General features: G+C 64.4%; 23 protein-coding genes and 1 riboswitch. Of the genes, 17 read left to right on the top strand and 6 right to left on the bottom strand.

All coding sequences use genetic code 11. From position 1 onward, the window contains the following. From HMPREF3157_RS01360 to HMPREF3157_RS01340, 5 genes are all read left to right on the top strand, one after another. Window positions 1–585, top strand: coding sequence for a hypothetical protein (locus tag HMPREF3157_RS01360; RefSeq protein WP_070435301.1), 585 nt, complete (start codon window positions 1–3; stop codon window positions 583–585). Between the two features lie 46 nt (window positions 586–631). After that, a riboswitch (TPP riboswitch) is annotated at window positions 632–737 on the top strand. Window positions 738–790: 53 nt separating this feature from the next. Next, window positions 791–1,435, top strand: coding sequence for an ECF transporter S component (locus tag HMPREF3157_RS01355; RefSeq protein ID WP_070435300.1), 645 nt, complete (start codon window positions 791–793; stop codon window positions 1,433–1,435). Next, window positions 1,432–2,040 carry an ECF transporter S component gene (locus HMPREF3157_RS01350; protein ID WP_083288005.1) on the top strand — a complete coding sequence of 203 codons (609 nt, stop codon included), beginning with the start codon at window positions 1,432–1,434 and terminating at the stop codon, window positions 2,038–2,040. Before HMPREF3157_RS01355 ends, HMPREF3157_RS01350 begins: the two co-directional genes overlap by 4 nt. After that, window positions 2,037–4,202, top strand: coding sequence for an ATP-binding cassette domain-containing protein (locus tag HMPREF3157_RS01345; RefSeq protein ID WP_083288004.1), 2,166 nt, complete (start codon window positions 2,037–2,039; stop codon window positions 4,200–4,202). Before HMPREF3157_RS01350 ends, HMPREF3157_RS01345 begins: the two co-directional genes overlap by 4 nt. Further along, complete coding sequence (locus HMPREF3157_RS01340; protein WP_070435298.1) at window positions 4,199–4,606, top strand: ankyrin repeat domain-containing protein; 408 nt, start codon at window positions 4,199–4,201, stop codon at window positions 4,604–4,606. Before HMPREF3157_RS01345 ends, HMPREF3157_RS01340 begins: the two co-directional genes overlap by 4 nt. On the opposite strand, the gene HMPREF3157_RS01335 is transcribed toward HMPREF3157_RS01340, so the two are convergent. After that, the gene (locus HMPREF3157_RS01335; RefSeq protein ID WP_070435297.1) at window positions 4,594–5,604 is read right to left on the bottom strand and encodes an N-acetylglucosamine kinase; all 1,011 of its coding nucleotides are present in this window, start codon (window positions 5,602–5,604) and stop codon (window positions 4,594–4,596) included. The genes HMPREF3157_RS01340 and HMPREF3157_RS01335 overlap by 13 nt on opposite strands. A 130-nt stretch (window positions 5,605–5,734) precedes the next feature. Between HMPREF3157_RS01335 and HMPREF3157_RS01330 the strand changes: the two genes are divergently transcribed. The 8 genes from HMPREF3157_RS01330 (at window position 5,735) to HMPREF3157_RS01295 (ending at window position 15,312) form a co-directional block, all read left to right on the top strand. Further along, a complete protein-coding gene (locus HMPREF3157_RS01330; protein ID WP_070435296.1) occupies window positions 5,735–7,039 on the top strand; it encodes a sugar ABC transporter substrate-binding protein in 1,305 nt (434 codons plus the stop codon). Between the two features lie 89 nt (window positions 7,040–7,128). After that, the gene (locus HMPREF3157_RS01325; RefSeq protein WP_141740574.1) at window positions 7,129–8,097 is read left to right on the top strand and encodes a carbohydrate ABC transporter permease; all 969 of its coding nucleotides are present in this window, start codon (window positions 7,129–7,131) and stop codon (window positions 8,095–8,097) included. Further along, window positions 8,094–8,960: a carbohydrate ABC transporter permease gene (locus HMPREF3157_RS01320; protein ID WP_070435295.1), complete on the top strand. Its 867-nt coding sequence runs from the start codon at window positions 8,094–8,096 to the stop codon at window positions 8,958–8,960. The genes HMPREF3157_RS01325 and HMPREF3157_RS01320 overlap by 4 nt, the downstream gene beginning before the upstream one ends. A gap of 9 nt (window positions 8,961–8,969) precedes the next feature. After that, a complete protein-coding gene (locus tag HMPREF3157_RS01315; RefSeq protein WP_070435294.1) occupies window positions 8,970–10,469 on the top strand; it encodes a glycoside hydrolase family 3 N-terminal domain-containing protein in 1,500 nt (499 codons plus the stop codon). Then, a complete protein-coding gene (locus HMPREF3157_RS01310; protein WP_070435293.1) occupies window positions 10,466–11,689 on the top strand; it encodes an anhydro-N-acetylmuramic acid kinase in 1,224 nt (407 codons plus the stop codon). The genes HMPREF3157_RS01315 and HMPREF3157_RS01310 overlap by 4 nt, the downstream gene beginning before the upstream one ends. After that, the gene (murQ, locus tag HMPREF3157_RS01305; RefSeq protein ID WP_070435292.1) at window positions 11,682–12,680 is read left to right on the top strand and encodes an N-acetylmuramic acid 6-phosphate etherase; all 999 of its coding nucleotides are present in this window, start codon (window positions 11,682–11,684) and stop codon (window positions 12,678–12,680) included. Before HMPREF3157_RS01310 ends, murQ begins: the two co-directional genes overlap by 8 nt. Before the next feature lie 10 nt (window positions 12,681–12,690). Next, window positions 12,691–13,602 carry a MurR/RpiR family transcriptional regulator gene (locus HMPREF3157_RS01300; RefSeq protein WP_016664247.1) on the top strand — a complete coding sequence of 304 codons (912 nt, stop codon included), beginning with the start codon at window positions 12,691–12,693 and terminating at the stop codon, window positions 13,600–13,602. A gap of 129 nt (window positions 13,603–13,731) precedes the next feature. Further along, entirely contained in the window at window positions 13,732–15,312 is a 1,581-nt protein-coding gene (locus tag HMPREF3157_RS01295; RefSeq protein ID WP_070435291.1) for a glycoside hydrolase family 10-like protein, read from the top strand. A gap of 105 nt (window positions 15,313–15,417) precedes the next feature. Here HMPREF3157_RS01295 and HMPREF3157_RS01290 read toward each other — a convergent pair whose 3' ends face one another. The 5 genes from HMPREF3157_RS01290 to HMPREF3157_RS01270 are packed head-to-tail and all read right to left on the bottom strand — an operon-like array spanning window position 15,418 to window position 19,065. Next, complete coding sequence (locus HMPREF3157_RS01290) at window positions 15,418–16,386, bottom strand: isoaspartyl peptidase/L-asparaginase family protein (RefSeq protein WP_083288001.1); 969 nt, start codon at window positions 16,384–16,386, stop codon at window positions 15,418–15,420. 21 nt (window positions 16,387–16,407) lie between these two features. After that, a complete protein-coding gene (locus HMPREF3157_RS01285) occupies window positions 16,408–16,908 on the bottom strand; it encodes a GNAT family N-acetyltransferase (RefSeq protein ID WP_083286347.1) in 501 nt (166 codons plus the stop codon). Window position 16,909: 1 nt separating this feature from the next. Then, window positions 16,910–17,917 (bottom strand): Fpg/Nei family DNA glycosylase, encoded by a 1,008-nt coding sequence (locus tag HMPREF3157_RS01280; protein WP_016664243.1) that lies wholly within the window; start codon window positions 17,915–17,917, stop codon window positions 16,910–16,912. A gap of 17 nt (window positions 17,918–17,934) precedes the next feature. After that, complete coding sequence (locus HMPREF3157_RS01275; RefSeq protein ID WP_070435290.1) at window positions 17,935–18,399, bottom strand: ribose-5-phosphate isomerase; 465 nt, start codon at window positions 18,397–18,399, stop codon at window positions 17,935–17,937. 45 nt (window positions 18,400–18,444) lie between these two features. Beyond that, the gene (locus HMPREF3157_RS01270) at window positions 18,445–19,065 is read right to left on the bottom strand and encodes a mycothiol-dependent nitroreductase Rv2466c family protein (RefSeq protein ID WP_070435289.1); all 621 of its coding nucleotides are present in this window, start codon (window positions 19,063–19,065) and stop codon (window positions 18,445–18,447) included. Between the two features lie 109 nt (window positions 19,066–19,174). Here HMPREF3157_RS01270 and HMPREF3157_RS01265 point away from each other — a divergent pair, with 109 nt between their 5' ends. From HMPREF3157_RS01265 to nagE, 4 genes are all read left to right on the top strand, one after another. After that, the gene (locus HMPREF3157_RS01265) at window positions 19,175–20,953 is read left to right on the top strand and encodes an ABC transporter transmembrane domain-containing protein (RefSeq protein WP_246816472.1); all 1,779 of its coding nucleotides are present in this window, start codon (window positions 19,175–19,177) and stop codon (window positions 20,951–20,953) included. Beyond that, on the top strand, window positions 20,950–22,797 hold the full coding sequence (locus tag HMPREF3157_RS01260) for an ABC transporter ATP-binding protein (RefSeq protein ID WP_083288000.1): 1,848 nt from the start codon (window positions 20,950–20,952) through the stop codon (window positions 22,795–22,797). The genes HMPREF3157_RS01265 and HMPREF3157_RS01260 overlap by 4 nt, the downstream gene beginning before the upstream one ends. A gap of 209 nt (window positions 22,798–23,006) precedes the next feature. Continuing rightward, window positions 23,007–23,669 (top strand): ribonuclease FAU-1 family protein, encoded by a 663-nt coding sequence (locus tag HMPREF3157_RS01255; protein ID WP_070435288.1) that lies wholly within the window; start codon window positions 23,007–23,009, stop codon window positions 23,667–23,669. Window positions 23,670–23,779: 110 nt separating this feature from the next. Then, the gene (nagE, locus tag HMPREF3157_RS01250; protein WP_070435287.1) at window positions 23,780–25,774 is read left to right on the top strand and encodes an N-acetylglucosamine-specific PTS transporter subunit IIBC; all 1,995 of its coding nucleotides are present in this window, start codon (window positions 23,780–23,782) and stop codon (window positions 25,772–25,774) included. Window positions 25,775–25,877 lie beyond the last annotated feature (103 nt).

The following is a 25,877-nucleotide window of genomic DNA, read 5'->3' as shown; positions in this document are numbered from 1 at the left end:
ATGGCACACAAGCACGAGTACCTCACTCCGTATAAGGGCAGGGTGAGGCCGGGGCGGGTCGCGTGGACCCGCGTCATCCTCACCCTCGTGATCGGCGCGGCAATCTGCCTGTTCGTGTTGCTGACCTTTGGCGACCCCGGACTCGGCACCGCCGCCCTCCTCGCGATCGGTTTCGCGGGGTATGCACTATGGGCGTGGATGCGCACGACGATCGGGTTCGTCGTAGACGAGCGCGGCCTCACGCCGAAGCTCGGTGGTTTCCTCGCGCGGTCCACGTGGCCGCTCGAGAATTTCCGCACGGTGCAGATCCGCGTCGTTGCACCGGAACGGGTCGGCTCACTCGTGGGCAACATTGGACTAGGACGCGCCGAAGTCGCGGTTTCCCGCATGGATGAGGTGCGCCCGGTGGCGCCGCTCAAACCTCGCAAGCTTGTGGGGCCGCAGGCCGACACGCGGTTTGCGGTCACCCGCGGCGGTGAGCTCGTGGAGATCATCGGCCGAGATGGAGGGGCATACCTGCTCAGCCCCGAGCGCCCGCGCGAGGTCGCCGAGGCGATCGCGAAGGCCATCACATTTGCGCGCTGAGCACTCGCGGCCCTGCCCTCACCTGCCTGTACACTTGTGGGCGTCATCCAACAGACAGGGGAGCACCGACCGGTGCTGAGAGTGCGCAAAGGGCGCTGACCCTCGAACCTGATCCGGTTAGCACCGGCGTAGGGAGTCGGGATTTCTCGCATGCCGCGGCCACGCCGCTTCGCGGGCATGCCCCTTCCGAGTGGAAGGAGTGGTGATGACTGATCAACGCACAGCGCGAGCGGGCTTTTCCGAGCGCATTAAGTACCGCACGATTGATCTCGTCGTGATCGTCATGGTCGGCGTAGCCTTCGGGGTCGCCTTTGCCGGCTACGCGCATCTGTACAACCTTGTGGCCCCTCTCACCGCGGTGTTCCCCCCGCTCGAGGGCCTCCTCACTGGCTTCTGGTGCCTTCCTGCTCTCGTCGCGATGTTGATCGTTCGCCGCCCAGGCGCTGCCTTCGGCGCGGAAATTATCGCGGCGTGCCTCGAGGCTCTCCTCGGCAGCCACTTCGGTGTCGGCGCGCTTATCTCCGGCCTCATCCAGGGCGCGGGTTTCGAGATCGCGTTCGCGCTCTCGGGGTGGGCGAGTACGAGTGCAGCGGTCGTGATTGGCGGCTCGCTTCTGTCGACCCTCTTCGAATGGCTTTACGAGATCATCGCGTACTTCCCCTCGTGGTCTGCGGGCTACAAAGTCATGCTTCTCGTATTCTTCTGGATCAGCGCCCTCACGCTTCTCGCCGCCCTCGGGCGCGCTATCGTCACGGCACTCGCGAAGGCCGGCGCGCTCAATCAATTTCCGGTGGGCAGGGACTTTGCCGTCTCTCAAGCCCCGCGTGACGGCTCTAGAATCGATGCATGATGACCACTGCTGCTCCTGATAACCATTCCACTCTTCGCTACCGCACCATCGATCTTCTCGTTGTTGTATCGATGGGCCTGATCGCGGGCGTCGCGTTCTTTGCCTACGCCGCCGGTCTCGGCGCACTCAAGCCCGTGTTCTCGCTTTTCCCGCCCAGTGAGGGCATCGCCGCGGGTCCGTGGGCTCTGCCGGCGGCGCTCTCGATGCTCATCGTTCGCAAACCGGGTTCGGCACTTGGCACGATGTGGATTGGCGCGGTCATCGAGGCACTTCTCGGCTCGCACTTCGGGTGGACGGTGCTCATCTCGGGCGCGATCGTTGCGATCGGCTTCGAGGTCATGGGTGCCGCCACGAAATACGCGAAGCCGTCGTTTAAGTGGGTTCTCGCAGGCGCCTGGATCTCGATGGTTTTGCAGTGGATTTGGGAGCAGTTCGTGTTCTTCCCGAGCTGGGCCATGCCGTTCCGCTTCGCCCACCTCGCACTGTTCATCATTTCTGGCGTCATCCTGCTTGCGTTGCCGGCACCGGCAATCGTGCGCGCGCTTGCGAAGACCGGGGCTCTCGGGAACTTCGCACCAGGGCGTGAGGAGGCCGCACAGCGGTGAGTGAGAGCCCGATGCTTGCCTCCACCCGCCGTGCCGTGGGTGTGGGGATCGATGACTTCACCTATACGCCACCGGGGCGTAGGGCCCCGGTTCTCTCTGGCCTTTCCCTCCAGATTGATGCGGGTGAACGCGTTCTCCTCACGGGTGCGAGCGGCTCGGGAAAATCAACGATTCTCAAGGCCCTGAGCGGCCTCATTCCAGAGGACCCGCCGGAGGGAATAGACCCCTCGGCCCCGCTCCCCGAGGCATCTCCCGTGCCGGGCGTCGCCCTCATGGTGCAAAATCCCGTCCACTCGTTCGTGGGCGCGACGACTGGAATCGATACCGCTTTCGGCCCGGAAAATGCGAGCATTGATCCTGCACGTATGCCCGCGATAGTGCGCGACGCACACGCCGCGGCCGCGTTTTCCTCTCCGCTCGATGCCAACCCCTACCATCTTTCTGGTGGGCAGCAGCAGCGTCTCTCCCTCGCGGGCCTGATCGCCACGGGTGCCGGGGCGATCGCTCTCGACGAGCCGCTTGCAATGCTCGACGCCAAGACGGCACTCGCGGTACGCGACGCCATTTGCGAAGCAACGGAGGGCCTCACCCTCGTCGTTGCGGATCACCAAGTGGAGCTCTGGCGCGACCACGTCGACCGCGTCATCCGCATAGGTGCGGGCGGTCAGATACTTGAGGACGCTCCCGCGGGGGCATGGCGCGCGGACGACTCTCGTGGCGAAAGTGCGCTCGGCAGCGAACAAAAATCGCTGCGAGGAGGCAGCGAGAGGGTCGCTCTCATTGACCTCGAGGTTCCCGCGACGCTCGAAGGCCGCACTCTGTTTGCCGGCCCCGTTCACGTCGAGCTTTACAACGGAGAGCTCGCCGCGCTCACGGGTCCAAGTGGCATCGGCAAGTCCACCTTGATCCGCTACCTTCTCGAGGAGACCCGCGAACGTACGGGTAGGGGTAAGCGCGCAGCGAAGAAAGCGCCGTTTCGAGCCGCATGGCTCCCACAAAACCCCGAGCAGAGCCTCGTCGCCCGCACCGTCCTCGACGAGGTGAAAGCTGGCGCCGAGGATCCGAACGACGATGAGGCCGCACGGGCGTGGCTCGAGGCGACAGGCCTCGCTCACCTCGAATCCGCCGGCCCCTTCACGCTTTCAGGGGGTGAGCAGCGTCGCCTCGCCTTCGCGACGGCACTCGCCTCGGGCCGCGACATTCTCGTGCTCGACGAGCCGACTGTGGGCCTCGACGACGCGGCGTTTGGTGCAGTGGCTGAGCTCATTGCTCGCGCACTCGTCAGCGGCCGCGCGGTCCTTGCGGCCACGCATGACGAGCGGCTCGTGCGCGCGTGCGACCGAGTCATTGCCCTCGAGGCAGCGCCGGGGCGTGACGATCTCCGAGAGAGTATCGCGTGCAAGCAACCGTCGGACCCGTCCCCCGCTCCCCCGATCCCGCGCGTTCCCCACCCGCCGCGCGCCGTCGCTGCCGATAAGCTCAATCCACTCACGATCCTCGCGATCGCCGCTTTAGCCTTCGCGGGATCGTTCGGAATGCACACGCTCGCGCCGACGCTCACGGGCACCATTCTCACGCTCACGCTCATCCCTCTCGCCTGGCGCACTCCAGCCCGGCTCATGACGCGCCTTGCACCAATCGTGCTCGCGGCGCTCACCATCGCGTGGTCGGCCGGAATTCTTTCCGGCAGGCCACTCGGCGAACTGTCGACATGGCAGAGCGCCGGCGTCGAGGGCCTGAGAATCTTCGCCATGGTCGGCCCCGGCGCGATCCTTCTTGAAGGTCTGGACCCGACCCGCTTCGGTCAGGCTCTCGCCCAAAAGTGTCATGTTCCCGCGCGTTTCGCGGCAGCAATGAGTGCGGGCCTCGCGCGGCTCGGACACGTGTTTTCGCAGTGGGGCGACATCGTCTTTACGCGCCGCATCCGCGGCATCCAGCAGCGCAACTCCTTCGCACTCTACGCCGGTGCAACGTTTGCGCTTCTCGTCTCGACGCTGCGCGGCGCGGAGATCCAAGCGCTCGCGATGGACGCGCGCGGTTTCGCGACGGCGCAACGGCGCACGTGGGTCCATAGTGCGCAGTTCACGTGGCACGATGCGTGGGGCGTGGGACTCGGGATCGTCCTGCTGGCCGCGCCCATCATCGCTACGCTTGTGGCATGAGTGAAAACACCGCGCCCCAGCCCGGTACCGACGCCGACGCCGACGCCGATGAGGCCGCCGCACTCGCGCGCGCCCTCATGGACGCTGCACGCGAGGGGAACCTCGATATTCTCCGCCCCGCTATCGAGGCGGGAATTCCCCTCAACATGCAAGATGCAGACGGCAACACCATGCTCATGCTTGCCGCCTACCACGGCCACGCGGCACTCGTGAAGCTGCTTGCAGAGCACGGCGCGGACGTCGACCTTCTCAACGACCGCGGCCAGAGCCCGCTCGCTGGCGCCGTATTCAAAGGCTTCGACGACGTGGTCGAGGTGCTCGTTGAGGCCGGCGCTGATCCAGATGCGGGAGTGCCCAGCGCGCGCGAGAGCGCTCGGTTCTTCTCCCGCACCTACGCCTTCTGAAGGCGAGTTTCCGCGCGCGCTAGCGCAAGCGCGCCTTCGAGCGGCGAGTCAGCCTGACGCACGTCAAACCCCTCGCGTTCGAGCGCATAGCGCATGAGATCCCCAATCGGCCCGCGAGCGGTGAGGACACTACCGGCGAGAACGACACTTACGGGTGAATTACCGCGAAGAGGATCCGCGAGCGCAAGGGCCCCCTCGAGGAGGCTTTCCACGGCTTGCGCGACGATCTCGCGTGCGACCTCGTCGCTTTCGCCCTCGCCGAAGTGACCGAGCTCGGTCACGATCGGGGCGAAACGCCCGTACTCGGCCGGGGTCAGGTCGTAGGCTTCACGGATGAGCGCTTGGCGCGGGTCGAGCTGGGCCGCGGTGTCACGTGGGTTGAAGCCCAGCGCCGCGCATACACGGTCGGTGAGGGCTGTCGAGCTCCCGCGCGCGTCGAGGTCCGCCGCCACTGCCTCGAGAGCGCGCTTGCCGAGCCACACGGCTGAGCCGACGTCTCCTAGCAGCCATCCCATGCCATCGCGGCGCACCGACTCCACGCCCCGCACATAGCTCACGCTTGCCGCGCCGGTGCCTGCGAGAACGAGAACGCCAGTGGGTCGTGACGCGGATGCCGGGAAGGCACTCGCGAATGCCGTGCAGAGGTCATCGACGACACGAACGTTGGCGGGATCGACCTGGATGTGGTGAGAGGCCGCTTGCGAGACAACGGCCTCACGCACGAGCGCCTCGATGCGCTCGTGGCGGGCGGGGCCCGCTCCGGATATGCCGAATACGGCTTTTTCCAGGGTGCTACCGGTGTCGAGTGGGGCGAAGGCGCGCGCAAGTGTCTGCTCGAAGTGCTCGAGCGCGTCGGGCCCGGAAGACCTCACGTTGAAGCCCGCGCCCTCGACGCGGACCGGCGTGAAGCTCTCGCCAGTTTGCCCATCGGCTCCCTCGATTGCGAGGCGCGTGTGGGTCGCTCCGACGTCGGCACCCAGAATCACGGAAATCGGCATGTCAGCAGTCCTTTCGGTCTCGCCCAGTATGTCATCCACCCCACAAGTTGTGGTAAGTTTCATCTTGAGGCATACGGATGAAATATTTTTTCACGACGGTGCCCGACCCCCATAGCTCAAAGGAGACACTATGATCACCCGCAGGAACCTCATCGCCACCGGAGCACTCGGCGCGGCCACCGTGGGCCTTGCCGCGTGCGGTAATTCGGGCGGTTCCTCCTCCAACCCCACTGATAAGGCCGCCAATGACGGCAAGACCATCACCCTGTGGATCATGGAGGGCACAAACGCCAAGACTGACGAATACACCAAAGCCCTCCAGGAAGAGTTCACCAAGCGCACGGGCGCGACTCTCAAGGTCGAGGTCCAGCCGTGGGATGGCGCGCACGACAAGTTCGTGACCGCCATGGCGGGCGGCACCGGCCCCGACGTTGCCGAGATCGGCACGACCTGGACTCCCGAGTTCGCGGATGCAGGAGGCCTCGATGACCTCACGGAAGACGTCAAGAAGGCCGGAATTGACTCCGACCTCGTCGATGCACTCAAGGAAGCGGGCACGCTTGACGGCAAGTTGTACGGCATGCCGTGGTACGCGGGCATCCGCTCGATCCTCGCGAACAAGGAAATCCTCGAAGCCGCGGGGGTCAACTCCCAGCCCCAGTCGTGGGATGACCTCCTCGCCATGATCGAAACCCTCAAGGCGAAGAACCCCGACGTCATCCCGTTCCCCGTCAACGGCGGATCCCCCTTCGCTCTCCTCCCCTTCATCTGGGGAGCAGGCGGCGACATCGCTGAAGGCTCCGGTAAAGACTGGAAGGCCACCATCAACGAAGCGCCCGCAGTCGAGGGTCTCACGTGGTACACCGACCTCGCCCTCAAGCATGGCTCGTCGACCGAGGCCGCCTCGACCTGGAAGGAGACCGACTCCCTCAAGCAGTTCCAGGAGGGCAAGGTTGCCATGTTCATCACCGGTTCGTGGGTGCCCGCAACCGTGAAGGCAAGCGACGAAGAACTGTTCAATAAGCTCACGGCTTTCACCATCCCCGCCAAGGACTCGGCGATCGCCGCCAGCTTCGTGGGCGGTTCCCACCTGTGCCGGTTCCTGGACTCCGAGGAGCCGGAGCTCGCCTTCGAACTCATCAAGCTCATGACAACCGGCGAATTCGCGACCCGGTGGAGCGAAGAGACGAACTTCTTCCCCGGCACGAAGTCAGCGCTCGACGAGACCATCAAGAACGGCACCGACCTCACAAAGGTCTTTGCTTCGCAGATGACCGAGGCCGGCAAGTCCGTACCCGTTACTCCAATGTGGGGCCAGATCGAGGGCAAGAAGACCCTCCCGAACCTCCTGAGCAACGTGCTCGCCGGTGGCCAGGCTCCGCAGGCTGCCGCTGATGCTGCCGCTAAGGAAATGGACGGAATCTTCGGCGCCTAAGCCACGTTTTCGTTCACCGACCATCGCTCGGGACCCACTCGCTGAGGGCTGGGTCCCGAGCCTCCAGCTCACGTTCGAAAGCTTCCTCGATGACCACCATGAACGACACTCACGAGAGTGCGCTGCCCCCGGCTGACTCGAGCCGCTCGTCACGACTGTCGATGTGGGCGCGCCGACACCTGCCGCCATGGCTGCTCCTCGCACCCGGGCTGCTCACGCTCGCGGTCCTGTTGATCTTCCCCCTGTTTCGCGTATTCGACCTCTCGCTTCAGGACTACGGCCTGCGTAACCTGCTGAAGGGCACCACCAACTACGTGGGCTTCGCCAACTATTCGGCGATTCTCAGCGACCCGCATCTGTGGACAACCGTGCTTCCCAACACCGTCGGATTTGCGGCCGTGTGCGTGGTGCTGACGATGCTCGTGGGCGTTGCCGTTGCGCTGTTTCTCAATACGCTCTCGCTCACGTGGCGCAACATCTGCATCGGCGCAATCATGGTCGCGTGGGCCGTTCCCGCGCTTACCGGCACCTACGTGTTTGTGTGGCTTTTCGACCCCACGAGCGGGTTCGTGGCGAGCGTCCTTGAATCACTCGGGCTGTTCACTCCGGGCAGCGCCAACTGGTGGGATTCTCGCCTCGCGTTTTACGGAATTGCCGCGCTCAATGTCGTGTACCACGGCTTTCCCTTTATCGCCGTGACGACCCTCGCCGGTCTCCTCACGATCCCGGAGTCCCTGTACGAGGCCGCGAAGGTCGATGGCGCGAGTGCGTTCAAGCGCTTCACGAACGTCACCATCCCGATGATCCGCCCGATCCTCGCCGTGTGCATCATCTTGTCGACGATCTGGGACTTCAAGGTTTTCACGCAGATTTATCTCATGCCCGGCGGCGATGGGTCGAACCGACACATGATGAACCTCGGCGTGTGGTCCTATACCGAATCGTTTGGGCAAGGCAAATACGGCATGGGCTCGGCTATCGCGGTGCTTCTCACTCTCGTCCTTCTCGCGATCTCGGTGGTCTACATGCGCGCGCTCATGAAGGAGGATGAACTGTGAGTACCCCCGCTCCCACCGGCGCCACACCCGCCAATAAGAAGAACCCGCTTCGCCCCGCAAATATCGCGAAGGCTCTCGGCATCGCCCTTCTGCTCCTCTACGCGCTCTTCCCGTTTTACTGGATGCTCACGACCGCCGTGGATACGCACGCGAATTCTCGCGGCGCGGGCATTTTGCCTTCGGGCTTCACCCTCGATCACTTTAAAACAGTTCTGATCGACGCGAACTTCTTCGAGTACATCAAGGTCTCGCTCATCGTCGCGGCCGGCACCGTGCTCCTGTCCGGCGCAATCGCGCTGTTCGCCGCGATTGGCGTCGCCCGCTACCGCTTCCGCCTTCGCACCGTCGTGCTCGTTCTCGTGCTCATGGTGCAGATGGTGCCGCTCGAGGCTCTCGTGATACCGCTGTTCCTCCAGGCGCGCACCCTCAACATGCTCAACTCGCTCCTCGGGCTCGTGATCGTCTATCTTGCCTTCTCGCTTCCGTTCGCGATTTGGAACCTCAAGGGTTTCGTCGCCGCGGTCCCGAAGGAACTTGAGGAAGCCGCCTACATCGATGGCGCCGGATGGTTCAGGATGTTCTTCTCGATTCTCCTGCCGCTCGTCGCCCCCGGTCTCGTCGCCACGAGCGTGTTCGCGTTCATCACCGCGTGGAACGAGTTCATTTTTGCCCTCACGTTTATGACGGACTCGTCGAAGTACACGGTAGGCGTTGGTCTGCGGACGTTCTTCACGCAGAACACGGCCGACTGGGGGCCGATTATGGCCGCCTCGACCATCATCGCGCTTCCCGTTGTGATCTTCTTCGTCCTCGTTCAGCGCCAGCTGTCGTCGGGGCTCACGGCAGGCGCGGTCAAAGGTTAGAAGGTGACCATGTCTCAGTCTCGTTTTGATGCCGATGCTCTCGCCCCGCTTCTCGCGTCTTTTCCCGGCACGGACGTCCCTGAATGGCTCGCGCAGGCGCTCGAGGCCGGACTCGGCGGTGTGTGCCTGTTCGGGTACAACACGCCGAATACGCGCGAGGCCCAAAGGCTTATCGCCCAGGTGCGTGAGGCGAGTTGCACAGAGCCGATCGTCACGATCGACGAGGAGGGCGGCGACGTCACTCGGCTCTATGCGGCGCGCGGCGGCGCGTTTCCAGCAGCCCGTGGTTTCGGGGACATCGATGATCCCGAGCTTTCACGCGAATACGGCGAGGCCATCGGGCGGGTTCTCGCCGCGATTGGCGTACGCATGAACTTCGCCCCCGTCGCAGACGTCAACACAAACCCTGCAAATCCCGTGATCGGTGCCCGCAGTTTCGGCACGTCGCCGGGGCCGGTCGCGCGGCATGCGCGGGCGGTGTGCGAGGGACTTTCGCGCGCGGGGGTGCTGAGCTGCGCGAAGCATTTTCCCGGACACGGAGACACTGCGGTTGATTCGCACCTGGGGGTTCCGACGGTCGCCCTGTCGCGCGAGGACGCCCTCGCCCAGCATGTCACGGCCTTCCGCGAGCTCGGCAGCGCGCCCGATGCCCTCATGACGGGCCACGTGTGTGTGCCGTCGCTCGGTGAAGGGCCCGCGACGATTGCCCCGTGGTCGTATGCTCTTGCTGCGCAGATCAATCCCGATGCACTCCTCGTGACCGATGCTCTCGACATGGGGGCGATTACCGAATCGGTGGGCTACGCGGAGGCAACCGTGCGGGCGCTTGAGGCAGGTGCGCACCTGCTGTGTCTTGGGACGTCGATCCGTTGCGATGGCGAGAACATGCTTGTCGAGGCCCACGACGCGATAGCTGAGGCTCTTCGTTCGGGGCGGCTTGATCGTGATGAGCTGCGCTCGCGCGCCGAGCGCGTGCGCACGACACTCGCGGGCCGCGCGAGCGCGTCTGCATGCACCGTAGAGGCGCTCGAGAGTGCGGAGGCTCATCTCGAGGCAGTTGGCGAGCGTGCCTCTCGACGTGCGGTGCGGTGGGCACTCGAGTCGTCGCCTGTCGCGGACCACGTTTCGACCGCGGCCATCGTCGATGCGCGTTTCGCGCACGATTATGCGGCGGGTAAAGGGCACACCTTCCTCGCGCCGGTACTCGAGCATCGAGGCATTCGTCTTCTGCCCGCAGACCCGCCGCCGGGCTACGAAAGCCCGCAGGTGACGTTCGTGCTCACGCGGCTTGGCTCGGCAAGTGACGCGGAAACGGCTCGTCTCGATCAGGCCGCCGCGAATGCACACGAGTTGGGCTCGCGCCTGATCGTCCTTCACACGGGTGTTCCGGAAACGGCACCGCTCCCCCACACGCTCTCATCGCCCGCAGCCGTTCTTTTCACCTATGGTGCGAGTCGGGGCGTCATGAACGCCGCAGCCGATCTCGCTCTGGGAGAGGTCGCGCGATGAGGATCCTCGGTCTCATGACGGGCACGTCGGTTGATTCGGCGGATTTCGCCCTCGTCGATTTCTCCCGCGACGGCGACGTGCTTCACGCACGCGTGAAGAGCTCGGGTGAGCACCCGTGGCCCGAAGCGCTTCGCGGCCGCGTCCTCGAGGCTGTGACCAGCGCGAGTGTTCCCTCGCTCGCAGAGCTCACACTGCTCGATGCGCACGTTGGCGAGTTCCTCGCTGGCGTCGTCACAAGCGTGCGCGACGATGCCCGCGAACTCGGATCCGACACACCACTCGATCTTGTCGTCTCGCCCGGGCAAACGCTCTTTCACAACGTCGAGGGCGGGCGCACCCTCGCGACCCTCGCCATTGGGGACGCCTCCCGTATCCACGCCGCAACCGGGATTGCGGCGCTGAGCACCGTGCGCAGCGCCGACATCGCCCGTGGCGGGACCGGCGCGCCACTCGCCCCTCTCCTCGACCAACTCCTGCTCGGCCCCGATGGCGGATGCGCGGTGAACATCGGTGGGATAGCCAATGCGACGCTGTGCACCCCGGCAGCCGTCGGACCAACCGCTCCCCCGCTCGTGCGCGCGGGCGACACGGGCCCCGGTAACGGGCTCATTGACGCGGCCGCCGCCCTTCGCACGGGAACGGCGTGCGATACGGATGGCGCCCGAGCCGCCGCCGGACGCGTGCACGACACTCTTCTTTCAGCGCTGCTCGCCGACCCTTACTTCGCACTTCCCTTTCCGAAGTCCACGGGCAGGGAGTATTTTTCGCCGGCGTGGCTCGATGCTCGCGCACGCGAAGCGGGCATCGACCTGGACGTGCTTAGCACTGAGAACCTGCTCGCGACGCTCACGGAACTCACTGCCCGCGCTCTCGCCGATGCGCTCAAGGCCGAAGTGGGGCACGAGCCTCGCACGCGTCTTCACGTGACCGGCGGCGGCGCCCATAACCCGACCCTCATGGCCCGCATCGAAGCCCTTCTACCTGCATGTACGGTGACTACGGGGCCGCTTGGCGACCTCGACCCCGACATCAAAGAGGCGTTCCTCATGGCCCTCATCGGCTACTACTCTGCGCACGGCCTGCCCGGTGCTCTGATCGATGCCACCGGCGCGACAGAGCCCGCTGTCCTCGGTCAGCTTACCCCGCCGCACGCCCTGCGCACCGTCCCGCTTTCGACAACCGCACCCCGCCAACTTCTCGTGGAGGATTCCCGTGACTGATTCACAAGACCCGCTCACTCCGCTCGTCCAGGTGCACTCGCCTACCGAAGAGCGCAATCCCCGCTCGCGCGACATCGATACGCTTGCATCCGAGCAGGTTGTCTCGCGCATCCTCGCGGAAGATGCCACGGTCGTCGCGGCCGTGCAAGCACTGACCCACGAGATCGCGCGCTTGACCGACCTGTGCGTGGACGCTCTCACGAACGGGGGCCGCGTGCACTACGTTGGCGCGGGCACCTCGGGCAGGCTCGGGGTTCTCGACGCAGTCGAACTTCTGCCCACCTATAACGCTGACTCCGACATGTTCGTCGCGCATCTCGCGGGCGGAGATGGCGCGATGATGAAAGCTGTCGAGGGCGCCGAAGACAGCGAAGAGCTCGGCGCGAGTGTCATTGCGGACCACGCGGGTGAGCACGACGTTATCGTGGGCCTTGCCGCGAGCGGCCGCACTCCGTACGTGAAAGGCGCCCTTGCGGCGGCCCGCGAGCGCGGGCTCGCGACAGCGCTCGTGAGCGCGAACCCGAATGCGCCGCTCGCGGCGCTTGCCGATGTGCCGCTTCTCGTGAACACTGGCCCCGAGGTTGTCACGGGGTCGACCCGCATGAAGGCTGCGACCGCGCAAAAGGTGCTCCTCAACGCCCTGTCGACGTCGGTGATGGTGCGTCTCGGCAAGACCTTCGAGAACCTCATGATCGATGTTCGCGCGACGAATGAGAAGCTCGTGGCGCGCACGGTGCGCATCGTGCGCGAAGCAACGGGTGCGAGTGAAGACGACGCGCGCGCGGCACTTGGCGCGACCGGGAACAACCTGCGCGCTGCCCTCGTGCTCCTCCTCGCTGGAGCTCCGCTTGAGCACGCTCCGGAGGCCCTCGAGGTGCTCGCGCAGTTCCCGCCTTCTGCCACACGCCCGGGGGATGCCTCGGGGATTCGTTCGGCAAGCGAAGCCTTGCGCGCCCGCGTGGGCTCTCCGACGGTCGCCGAGGAACGATAGGCACCCCACCATGACCGCCGAAGACTTCCAGCGCCCACCGGCACGTGTCCTCGATGCTCTCGAGGATGCCGCCAAGAGCGAGTCGCGCACCCTCGCGCGCGCGAGCCGCTACCTCTTGGATCACCCCGACGAGGCCCTCGCTCGGCCCATTGCCGAGATCGCCGCGGCCTCTCGCACGTCGCCCGCGAGCATCGTGCGGCTCGCCACGAGCCTCGGCTTCAGCGGCTTTAGGGAGTTGAGGGCCGCGTTCCGTGAAGACCTGGCGTTTTCGCGCGGGCGCGCGACAACCATCGCGGGAGGCGATGAGCGTGCCGCGAGCGCGCTTGCCGCCGACATCGACCCGCAGGACTCCCTCGAAGCGGTCGTCAAGAAGGTGGCGTTTGCCGATTCGCGCGCGGTTGCCGATACCGCCGATGCCGTGAGCATCAGCGAACTCGAGCGTGCGCGCACGTTGTGCACGAGAGCCCGCCAGGTGGTGACGTTCGGTGTGGGAGCCTCCGCGTTTGCGGCGATGGACCTCGAACAAAAACTCGCGCGGATTGGGATGCGCGCCACGAGCTACGTGGATGCACACCAGGCCTTGCCTGCGGCGTCGCTCATGGGCGACGGTGATGTCGCGGTCGGTATTTCGCACTCCGGCGAAACGCTCGACATTCTTGATTCGCTCGCGATTGCGCAGGATGCGGGCGCAGCCACGATCGCGATTACGAATGCACCGTCGAGTGAGATCGCCCGCCTTGCCGATATCACGCTGCTGACTCACGCCCACGAGTCGGAGCTGCGCTCGGGTGCGACGGCTTCAAGGATTGCGCAGCTTACCGTCGTAGATTTTCTCTTTGTCGCCATTGCGCAAATGCGCATGGACGAGGCTCACGAGGCGCTCGCACGCACGTATTCCGCGGTCTCGGCAAGGAGGCGATAACCTACTCCACCGACGTTCCAGGCCCTCCGTCCAGGGTGCAAAACCTCTGCATCGTCAGGGACGGGGCCCTTGACGGGGACACTAAGTCGTTTTTCGTCATGCACACGAGATTCTCAACGAGGAGACCCTATGACTAACCTTTCACGTCGTTCATTCGTCGCGCTTTCCGGCGCCGCCAGCGCGGGCGCCTTCGTCGCCGCGATCGGTGCGGTCCCGGCCGTCGCGTCGCCTTCACCGCAGGGGTCGAGCGCCTCCGACGCAGCAGTGGCCCCACGCGCACGCGAGTTTCGCGCGATGTGGATCGCCTCCACCGACAATATTGACTACCCGAGCCGCACCGGCCTCAGTGTCGAGGAATCCAAAGCGGAATTTATCGCGTGGCTTGATCTGGCGAAGGAGCTCAACCTCAACGCGGTGATTTCTCAGATCCGCCCTGCTGCCGATGCCTTCTGGCCCTCGCCGTATGAACCGTGGTCGCAGTTCCTCACGGGCGAACAGGGCAAGGACCCGGGGTTTGACCCCCTCGCATTCCAGATCGAGGAGGCGCACAAGCGCAACCTCGAATTCCACGCGTGGTACAACCCGTTCCGGGTGTCGATGACCGAATCTGTCGATCACCTCGTCCCTGACCATCCCGCGCTCGTCAACGAGGGGTGGGCATGGGCGTACGGTACGAAGACCTATTTCGATCCGGGTATCCCTGAGGTTCGAGAGCACTCGCTGCGCGCGATCATGCATTCGGTCGAGCATTACGACATCGATGCGGTCCACTTCGACGACTACTTCTATCCGTACAAGGTTGAAGGCAAGGACTACCCGGACCAGGCGACCTATGAGCGCTACTCGGATGGCACGTCCTCGCGTGATGACTGGCGTCGCGAGAACATCACGATCTTTATCCGCGAGATGCGGGAGAGGATCCGGTCGTGCAAGCCGTGGGTGAAGTTCGGGATCAGTCCGTTCGGTATTTGGCGCAACAACACGAGCGATCCCGCCGGTTCTGCTACGAGCGGGTCGGAGAGCTACGAGATCATTTGCGCGGATTCGCGCGCATGGGTCAAGGATGGCCTCGTCGACTACATCAATCCGCAGATCTACTGGCCGATCGGGCTCGAGGTCGCCGACTACGCGGCACTCGTTCCCTGGTGGAACGATGTCGTCGAGGGCACCGATGTCGCACTCTACATTGGCCAAGCGATGTACAAGCAGGCCTCGGGCGCAATCGAGGATCCGGAAGAGATGGCACGCCACCTCGACTTCAATCGCGACTACCCACGTGTCGAGGGCGATGTGTACTTCTCGGCGAAGTCAGTGCGTGATGAGCGAGACGGTGCGATGGGCGAGGTTGTTCGCCGCCACTACGCACATCCCGCGATCGTGCCTGTCATCGCTCACATGGGAGGTGCCGCGCCGCGCACGCCGAACGGCCTCAAGGTGCGCTGCTCGCGCGGCAACGCCGTGGTCGAGTTCAATCGCCACCCTCATTCTGAGGCGACGAGTTTCGCGATCTACCGGGTCTCGGGTGCGCGATTCAATCCCGCCGAACTCGCAGATGGCCGCAACCTTCTCGCGTGTGTGCGCGCCGATGAGCAGGTCGTGCGCCAGAGCGTTCACGTTGAGGGGGTCGCGGGCGGTGACTGGATCGTCGTGACGGCGCTCGATCGTCTGTGGAACGAGTCTGATCCCTCGAAGCCAACTCGCGCACGCTGACCGGGGCATCTATGCAACTGGGGTGAGGGTGCAGAAAACGGTCTCATCGCGTCGTTTTCTGTACCCTCACCGTTTAAGGTGTGCGACGACGGGCGCGACTTTTGACTAGAGGTGGACGCGCACCTCGGCCCCGTCGCGGTACGCCGAAAACATCATCGGCGAGTTATGAGCGATGACCATTTCCCCGGTGGGCAGCACTGCGATGAGGCCTCCGCTCGAGCCTTTCTCGGTGAGGGTCTCCTCGATGGTGGCCGCAACGGCGGAGGGAAGGTCGCAGCCCGCATACCTCATGCGTGCAGCAACGTCGTAGGCCACAACTCCGCGGAGGAAGGCCTCGCCCTCCCCCGTGCATGACAGCGCCGCGAGTCCATCGCGCGCGTACGTGCCCGCCCCGATCACGGGGGTGTCCCCGATCCGACCGACATCCTGCGCGCTGATTCCTCCGGTCGAGGTTGCGGCGGCGAGGTGGCCGTTCGCATCAAGGGCCACGGCTCCGACGGTGCCGTGCCTCGGGCCGCTCTCACTCTTGTCGAGCAGCCGTCGCAGCTGTGCGAGGCGCCGCTCGGTCACAAACCACTCGGGGTTTGCGACCTCGAGGCTCCACTCACCCACGAGCTGCGCTGGCGGATCGACGATCATGACGTGATCGGTGTGTTCCATGACGGCGCGCGCCGCACGCACCGGGCTCTTGGCATGCCGACTCGCGAGAACGGCCCCCGCGAGACCGCTTGCCCCGTCCATGACCGACGCGTCGAGTTCGGCACGGCCATCTTTCGCGAGCGCCGCGCCACGACCCGCGTTGAACAGCGGGTTCTCCTCGAGCGATTGCACAGCAGCGCAGCACGCCTCGAGGGCGCTTCCGCCGCCCGACAGTACCGCTTCACCGGCCGCGTGTGCCTCGCGCAAACCGCTCTCGTAATCGGCCTGTTCACCGAGCTCGAGAATGCGACCGCCGGCACCACCGTGGATCGCAAGTGCCCACGGCTCGGCGCTCGCCCGGTGAAGCGTAAGGGTGGCTGGTGGCTGGACGTTCTCCTCGCCGGCTGCGCGCGCGGCAGACACACTCGTGTTCATCGTCGCTCCTCCTCGAAACACTTACGGGTGGTGGTACTCCATCGTGTAATGCGCGATCCCAGCTTCGTAGAACTCGTCGCTCACGGTCACGTATCCGAGCGATTCGTACCAGTCTTTGAGGTAGGACTGTCCGTGGATCACGATCTTCTGGGTGCTCTCGCGCTCCTTGCACAGATTGATCGCCGCGGCCATGAGGGCGCCGCCATAGCCGCCACGGCGGGCACTCTTTGCGCACGCGAGGCGACCGATCCTCATGCATCCTTCACCGGGGAACACGCGGATCGTGCCGATCACATCGCCGTCTTTTTCCCACCACACGGTGATGGTGGAATCCTCGCGGTCGAGCCCGTCGAGCTCTTGCTCGCTCGAGACGCCCTGCTCGATGATGAACACGTCCTGGCGGAGTATGCACATCGAGTACACGATCTCGGGATCCATAAAGCTGAGGTGCGACGCCTTGAGGGTGGAACCGTCGGGCCTTTCGGCGAGCACGCGCAGATCAAACTTGGGGTGTGGGGTCATCTCATTCACCCTCCGGAGTGTACGCCCAGCCGGCTGCACTGTTCAGGTCCGTCCACCCGGCCTTGCGAACGCGGCGCCTTTGGCAGCGGGGACACCAGTACAGGGCGCGCCCGGCAAGGTCGGCATCGCGAATGCTCGCCTCGCACAGGCGGCACGGGAACCCCTGACGGTGATACACGTAAAACGACTCCTCGCGAGGAACACTCGCGGGGTCATCATCCCCGTTTTGGTACACGGGAACCGTGCGTTCGTTGAGCTCGCGGTGAATCTTTCGATGCTCGGGCTGCGTCGTGACGATGCGGCCCGTCCGCTCGCCGTACGCCATGAGAGGCACGAGATCCTCCCACAGCGCCTCGATCAGCGGTGTCGTAAGTTCGTTGCCGGGCACGTAAGGGTCGAGCCGCGCGCGAAACAGCAGTTCGGCGCGGTAGATGTTGCCGATGCCCGCGCATACGCGCTGGTCCATGAGGAGCTGACCGATGCTCTGGCGTGATTTCTTGATGCGCCGCACGAACTCACGCGGATCGGCGTCCGAGCGCAGCGGGTCAGGCCCGAGACGTTCGAGCACCGCTTCCCGCTCGGCCTCGTCGATCACGCGGCACTGGTTGGGACCGGTCAGGTCAGCAAGCCCCTCTGCTCCGCGAATGCGGAGCCTGACGTTGACCCCGGGCACAATCGAAGCCCAGGAGCCGTCGGATGTCACCTCAAGTCCCTTGCGGGGCGCACCAATCGCGCGCACTTGATGGAAGCGCTCACTGCCCGCGAATGTCCACGAGCCGTACAACCCCAAGTGAATATGGATGAACCGAAGCGGTTCGGTGTCCTCGTGCGGAGCGAAGCCCATGAAGAGGTGCTTGCCCGCCGCCTCGGCTCGCGCCATGACCCAGCCGTCGAGTTCCGTGGCTCCCGCCTCAAACCGGCCCTGCGGCGACGAAAGCCGCACCCGGGTGTTTCCGAATGCGGCATTCATCGCGCGTGCGAGCCGGTGAATCGTGTGCCCCTCGGGCATCACTCACCACCCTTTCTCTAGCGCGTGGAGTACGTGCCCGTCTTCTCGTATTCGGCAATCTTCCCGATGCGGCGCACGTGGCGCTCGTCGCCCGAGAAAGGCTCATTCACGAACGTCTCGATGAGTCCGATGAGCTCTTCCTCGCTATGCTGGCGCGCCCCCACGGCGATCACGTTCGCGTCGTTATGCTCTCGCGCGAGCTTTGCGGTGGCTTCGTTCCACACGAGGGCCGCGCGCACACCCTTGACTTTGTTTGCGGCGATCTGCTCGCCATTACCTGAACCGCCGATCACGATTCCGAGGCTTCCCGGATCCGCTACGACGGCCTCCCCACAGTCCGAGCAGAACGGTGGGTAGTCATCGAGGGGGTCAACCTCGAACGCACCGTGGTCGATGACCTCGTGGCCCTTCTCCTCAAAGATGGCGATGAGCCGGTTCTTGAGGTCATAACCGGCGTGGTCGGTGGCGATGTGAAGGCGCATGGTGTGCTCTTTCTAAGGTGATCGAGATGTAAGTGAAAGGACGCGTCAGGAAAAATCGAGGCCGCCCGTGCGGGCACGTTTGAGCTCGGCGAAGCCCCGCACGGTCGACATCGCGGCGAGGCCATCGAGCAGGGTACCGGCTTCTTCCCCACGCGGAGCACGCGTCAGCACAGGGCCAAAGTACGCAGTGCCCGAGCCGAAGGAAATCACGGGCGTACCCACGTCGTCGCCAACCATTTTCTGGACTTTCGCCTGTTCCTCGCGCAGTTCGGCCTCGTACGTGCGGCCTTCCCAGTGCTCGAGATAGGAGGCGTCAATTCCCGCTTCTTCGAGGGACTCGCGCGCGACCTCGAGGTAGTCGTCCTTGCGGTCCTGCACGTGGAAGCGCTCGCCCCACGCCGTGTAGAGCTTCGAGAACGCCTCCTGGCCGAGTTCACGCTGAACAGCCATGAAAAGGTGTGCGGGGCTCATGGTCTGGTCGATAACGACTCGGTAGTCAGGGTCAAGATCGCGACCTTCGTTGAGTACGTAAAGCGACATGATCGAGAAGCGGGGCGTGTACGCGGGTCGTTCCTTCACGGCGTGGAGGAGCCATCGGCTCGTGACCCACGCGAACGGGCACGTGGGGTCAATGTAGAGGAGAACGTCGCGGTTCTTCGCGCTCACGGTGCTGTCCTTTCGTGGCAATTTCGTACCGCCCCATTGTGGCAGACGCCACGGGGTGTTTTCCGAGAAGCGATTGCGGCACCTCGCATTTCTTCGTTAACTAATGAGGATGAGCGAAGCACCCGTGAGCACCGAAAACACCCGCGCGAAAAAGCGCGCCAAGCGCCATGCCTCGGAAGCGCACCTCAGTAAGAGCGAGCTGCGCGAGCGGTCAGTTATGCGTGCGATTTTGCGCCGCAATTCCCGCCCCCTCACGTGGTTCATGGTTCTCGCGATGGCGAGCGAAGCGATCGAGATGTTCATCCCGATCGGGATCGGCCTCGTGATCGACCACGGCATCTTCAAAGCCAATCTGTGGCTCACGGTGGGCGGAGCCGCGGGCCTCGCGACGCTTCGGCTCGTCGCCAACTGGTGCTGGGCGCGTTTCTTCGAACCGATCATGGAGATCCGCGCGCGCGAGCAACACAATCTTCGCCTTGCCGTAACCGCGGCCGCCCTCGATCCCGCGTCCCGGCAGGTCGATCGGCCGGCAGGCGAGATTCTCTCGATCGCGACGTCTGATGCCGATCGCGCCCCCGATATCTTCGACATGATGACGTGGGCCGTGCCCGCCTCAATCGCCGTCGTAGGTGCGGGTGTGTGGCTCGCGATCATGAACCCACTCGTGGGCCTCATCGTCTTCGCGTGCCTCGCACTGCAGGTTCTCGTCTTGAGGGTCGTCACGCCGATCCTTTCGGAGAAATACGACAATCAACAGTCGCGAGCCGCCGACGCCGCCGCAACGGCCACGGATCTCGTGCACGGCCTTCGCGTCCTTCAGGGACTCGGCGTGCAAACCCGTGCCCGCTCGACTTACCGGGCGCGCTCGCGCATCGCTCTCGACGCCGCCCTCACGAACGCGCGCTTCTCTGGCCTTTCCGATGGCCTCATGCTTTTCACATCCTCCATCATGATCGCCGCGGTCGTCGTCACCTCGGGCACGCTCACGCTCGACGGCGCGATGTCGGTGGGTGTGTTTATTTCGATTGTGGGCCTCGTACGCAACCTCTCCGGCATGATGTCGGGGCTCTCCGGCGTCCCCGTATGGTGGGCGAGTTTCTCAACTTCCGCGCGCCGCATCCGCCAGCTTCTGAGCGAAATGGGTCGCAGCATCACCGAGCCTGCGCTCAATGCGTTCGTCGAGGCGGGCTCGCCCGAGGCGCTTTCCACGAGCACAGAACGCACCCCTCACCCGCGTCTTCCTGGCCTCGGGGAAATCTCCACTCCCCTGCTCGGGACCGTGCGCGATTCTCAGATCGTCGCACTCGTTCCAGAATCCGCTTCCGACGCCCGCCTCGCCCTAAGCGAGCTTTCTGCTCTCGATGTCCCTCGCGAAAGCCTCCTCATCGAGCCGCACGCGGTCGACCTTTTCGATGGAACGCTGCGAGAGCAGCTCGACACGAAGCGCCCCTCTCCCCACACTGCACCCAGCACGGTGAGCGATCCCGATGCGTGGGCACACACGGCTCTCGAATCCGCCGGCGCCGATGATCTTTTGAGGATCCTCCCCGACGGTCTCGATACGCGCATTCTCGATCGCGGTGCGAACCTCTCGGGTGGCCAGCGCCAGCGCCTCGCCCTCGCGCGCGCTCTCGCGGCGGATGTTCCCGTGCTCGTGCTCAACGACCCCACGACCGCGGTCGATGCCGTGACGGAGCACAAAATCGCTCAAGGCGTGCGGGAGGCCCGCAAGGTTGCGGATCGCATCACGGTGCTCATCGCAAAGGCTCCGGCGCTCCTCGATCAGGCCGATCGCGTGCTCTTCGTGCGTGGTGGCAAGGTATGCGCCGAAGGCTCACATCACGAGCTCTTGCACGCCGAGGAATACCGGAAGGTGGTGCAGCGATGAGCGAAAACACCATGAGTGCAGCGAACACCACGAGCGAAGCAGAACGCGACCTGATCGCCTCGATGGAAGCCGAGGGTGAAGTCGCGCGCCAACTTTCCCGGCATGCGGAACTCCTCCCGATTGCTTCTTTCGGTGAGACGGGCCGATTCATGCTCGGCCGGCTTCGCGCGTTCGCGCCCCTCGCTCTGGGCATGCTCGCCGCGACGATCATTGCCGCGCTCGCGGGGGCGCTTGGCCCTTACTTCATGGGCCGGGCGGTAGACGTGGTCACGACGGGTGGAACAACTAGGGCGCTCTGGACGATCGCTGGGCTGCTCGTGGCAGCGGGCGCCGTGCAGGCGATCGCCTCGGCTCTCTCGCGCGCCCTCATTTCTGGTCTCGGCCAGCGTATTCTCGCCGGGATGCGCGAGGACGTCATCGACCGCGCACTCGACTTGCCGACGCAAACGATGGAGCGTGCGGGCATCGGTGACGCGCTCTCGAGGGTCGCCGACGATGTCGACGTGACCGCGAAGGCCGTCAACAACATCGTGCCGTGGCTTATCACGGTCATTTTCCAGATCACGGTGACGCTCATCGCCCTCGTCGTGATCAGCCCGTGGCTTCTCATTCTCGTTGTCGCGATCGTGCCGTTTTACGTGCTCGCGCTACGCTTCTATCTTCCGCGCACGAACCGCATTTATCGAGTTGAGCGCATCGCGAAGGGTGCCCGCGCACAGGGGCTTCTCGCCGCGATCAATGGTGCTCCGACCGTGCACGCCTACGGCATCGAGGAACGCGAGACGCGGCACGTCGGTTCGCTGAGCGCCGCCGCCTACGCGCTTGTGCTGAAAATCTTCCGCCTCGTCGTCCAGGTCGTGTGGCTCATGATGATCCCCGAGACACTCGCGCTGGTTCTCGTGCTGCTCATCGGATACGCGACCGTCCAGGCGGGACTCATGCCCGTGGGGCTCGTGGCCTCGGCGTGCATCTACATCGTGACGCTATTTTGGCCCCTTCAATCCCTCATCTTCTCGCTCGATGACGTGCAATCGGCCGCGGCGAGCCTCACGCGCATGGTCGGCGTGATCACCTCGATCGATCCTGCTCAATCACCCGGGTCCGAGATTCCGCAAAATGGTTCGATTCGCCTCGAAGGTGTCTCTCACGCCTATAGCGAGAAGGGACGCATCGTGCTCGCCCCGATCGACCTCACGATCGAAGAAGGTGAAACGGTCGCGCTCGTGGGGGCTTCTGGCGCGGGCAAATCGACACTCGCCTCGATCATGGCAGGAACGCTCACACCGCGATGGGGCCGTGTACTCCACGGAGGCGCCGATCTCACTCACGCCGATCTTGAGGCCGTGCGCGCCCACGCTTCGATCGTCTCGCAAGAGGTGCACGTGTTCCACGGGACGCTGCGTGAGGATCTGAGCCTCGCGATCGATAAAGCAAGCGACGCTGAACTGTGGAGCGCCCTCGCGCGCGTCGGTGCTGACGAATGGGCAAGGCTCCTCCCGAAAGGGCTCGACACCGAGGTCGGCGAGAAAGGCGCAAAGCTCACCGCTGAACAGGGCCAGCAGCTCGCGCTTGCACGCATCGTGCTTCAGGATCCGGCGATCCTCATCATGGACGAGGCGACCGCGGATGAGGGAAGCTCGGGCGCGCGGGTCCTCGAACTCGCGGCGCTCGAGGTTGCGCGCGGCCGGACGACCGTGATCGTTGCGCACCGCCTCTCGCAGGCCAAGGAGGCAGATCGAATCCTCGTCATGGACGATGGCGCAGTCGTGGAATCGGGAAGCCACGACCAGCTCGTCGCACTCGGAGGGCGCTACGCAGAGCTCTGGAGCGCCTGGTCGCGCTAGAAAACTCCGCGCCTACTCCTGCTGTGCTCCACCCCTCCCACGCCCGACGGAATCGCTCTGTTGACGCGCCGTGAACGAGCACACTCGCGTGAGGTGCCGTTACTCCGGTAGGCTCGAGCCATACTCGTTTCCCCTTCCGGAAACCATGTGACTTTGCGGAATCGGCCCTTCGCGGAGCACCCGGGAGGCTAAGGGGCCACGGAAGAGTCATGAATACCCAGAAGCGTTGGTCCGCTGGGGACCACGTGACCTGGACGTACTACACGCACGCACACGAAACCATCACAGTGCGGCCGGGAACCGTCGTCATTGATGACGACCGCGGCATCGTCGTGTGGATCGCCCCGGGCACGGAGGTTCTCCTTCCCGTTCTCGAATCAGGCGCCCCGCTCAGGCGCGCGGGCGACGAGGGCATGTTTACCGCTCCTCGAACACAATCAAAACAGCTATGGACCGGTAACGGCATCCTCATGATTGGGCTTCCCGATAAGCCCTATTCGGTGTGGCTGTTCTATAAGGACGACGGCACTCTCGGCTGCTATTACGTCAACCTCGAGACCTCGCTCGAGCGCACGGAGGAAGGGGTGCGTTCGCGCGATCTCGTTCTCGATCTCGTGGTGCTCCCCCGCCACGATTACCACTACAAGGATGAGGACGAACTCGAGGGTGCCGAACGGATCGGCTACTTTAGCCGGGATATGGCGGAGCAGATCCGGGCATGGGGCCGCGAGGCCGAACGCGACATCGAAGCGTGGGGCTACCCCTTCAATGCGGGCTTTGAGTATTTCTTCCCGAACCCCGCATGGGACCTGCCCAAGCTCCCCGAGCACTATTCGTGGGACATGGACCTAACTCACGCACGTCGCCGCTGACTACTTCACTAGCCGAAGCCACGTAGTATATTGCTCACCCGGGCGTAATCACGCTCGCATTCAGCCGCGCGAGGATGCGCGTACTTTTCCCCTTGGAGTGATGTCTCGTGATGAAATTCTTCCAGCGGCTCGGCAGGTCCCTCATGCTGCCGGTCGCCGTGCTCCCCGTTGCCTCGATCTTTTCGGGGCTTGGCTACTGGATTGCCGGAGCCACGGGCGACCCCAACAACGTCATCGGTGCGTTCCTCGCTGCGGCGGGCGGCGCTCTCGTCGACAACATCCCTCTCCTTTTTGCCATCGGTGTCGCGATCGGCATGCCGAAGAAGGCGGACGGCGTTGCCGCCCTCGCTGGTCTCACCTCGTGGCTTACGGTGACCTCCCTTCTCAAGCCCGAGACGATCATGAAGTTCCAGGGATTGAAGGACGTTGCCGAGGTTGATCCCGCGTTCGACAAGGTCAACAACGTGTTCGTCGCTCTCATTTGCGGCCTCATCGCTGCGTGGAGCTACGAGAAATTCAAAGATACGAAGCTTCCCGACTTCCTTGCGTTCTTCTCGGGTAAGCGTTCAGTCGCGATCATGTCGGCGCTCTTGTCGCTAGCCGCAGCGCTTGTGCTCATGTTCGTGTGGCCCCTCGTGTTCGGTGGACTCGTCGCTTTCGGCGAGTGGATGCTTACGCTCGGCCCGGTTGGCGCCGGACTCTACGGCTTCTTCAACCGCCTCCTCATCCCGCTCGGCCTCCACCACGCCCTCAATGCCGTGTTCTGGTTCGATATCGCAGGGGTGAACGACCTCAACAACTTCCTTGCCGGCAACGGCACGCGCGGCGTGACCGGCCAGTACATGACGGGCTTCTTCCCGATCATGATGATGGGCCTTCCGGGCGCCGCGCTCGCGATGTATGTCACCTCGAAGCCGTCGAAGAAAAAGGCCACGGGCGGCATCCTCATCGGCGCCGCTTTCGCCGCATTCCTCGTGGGCATCACCGAGCCTCTCGAGTTCCTCTTCATGTTCCTCGCGCCAGGTCTCTACCTCATCCACGCGATCTTCATGGGCATCTCGATGGGCGTCACTGCCGCCCTTCCCGTCCGTTCGGGCTTCGGATTCTCGGGCGGTTTCATCGACCTCATCCTCCAGTGGGTGAACCCTCTCTCGATGAACCCGTGGGCGATCTTCATCATGGGCGCCATCTGGTTCGTGATCTACTTCCTCGTGTTCCGTTTCGTGATCCTCAAGTGGGACCTCAAGACCCCAGGCCGCGGTGCCGACGAAGATGAGGATGACGAAGAAGGCTCGTCTCGTGCCACGGGTGCGGACAAATACATCGTCACTGCCGACCGTTTCATCAAGGCTCTTGGCGGCAAGGCAAACATCGACGAGGTCGAGAACTGCGCAACCCGCCTTCGCCTCAGCCTCAACGACGTGTCTCTCGCTAACGAGGAAGCCCTCAAGGCCGCTGGCGCAACAGGCGTCATGAAGCCTGGAGGAAACCTCTACCAGGTGATCTACGGCCTCAACGTGCAGTTTGTGAAAGACGCGATGGACGGTCTCATGGACGGTTCGATCGAGCCTCCCGCGCCCGCGGATGCGGAAAACATTGCTGAGCCGGCTACCGTCGGAACTGCCGATGGCTCGACCGCCGCTGCCGCCGCACCAGCGGAGGTCTCCACCGCGACCGCCGTTGCGGACAAGCCCGCGTTCGCACTCGTGCGCATGCGCCAGCCCCTCGAGGGCACGGTCGTTTCGCTCGAGGACGTTCCCGATTCGACATTTGCCGATCGCCTCCTCGGCGGCGGTTCCGCGATCGATCCGAGCGGAAACCAGGTCGTGGCTCCCGCCGCGGGCGTTGTCTCGCAGGCCTTCCCCACCGGCCATGCCGTAGCCCTCACGCTCGATGACGGCGCCGAGGTTCTCATCCACGTGGGCCTTGACACCGTGAAGATGAACGGCGAAGGCTTCACGCTCCACGTGAAGAACGGCGATCGAGTCGTCGCGGGCCAGCCGCTTGTGGATTTCGATCGCGCGAAGATCGAAGCCGCGGGCTACAAGGCGATCACGCCGGTCGTGATCCTCGGCCACGCGGATTCGACAATCGAGTTCGTCTAAACACGCACTCCGCATCCACACGTCCTCTCCCCGTCCGAGCCCGTCTCGGTGCGGGGAGAGCGCTTTTAACGTACGATTCTTGCTCTGAGTGAAGGGAGCGCAA

Origin of the sequence: Dermabacter sp. HMSC06F07 (assembly GCF_001807345.1) — a bacterium.
Lineage (GTDB): Bacteria > Actinomycetota > Actinomycetes > Actinomycetales > Dermabacteraceae > Dermabacter > Dermabacter hominis.
Note: the sequence above shows the minus strand (reverse complement) of the source record. Positions and strands in the feature narration are given on the sequence as shown.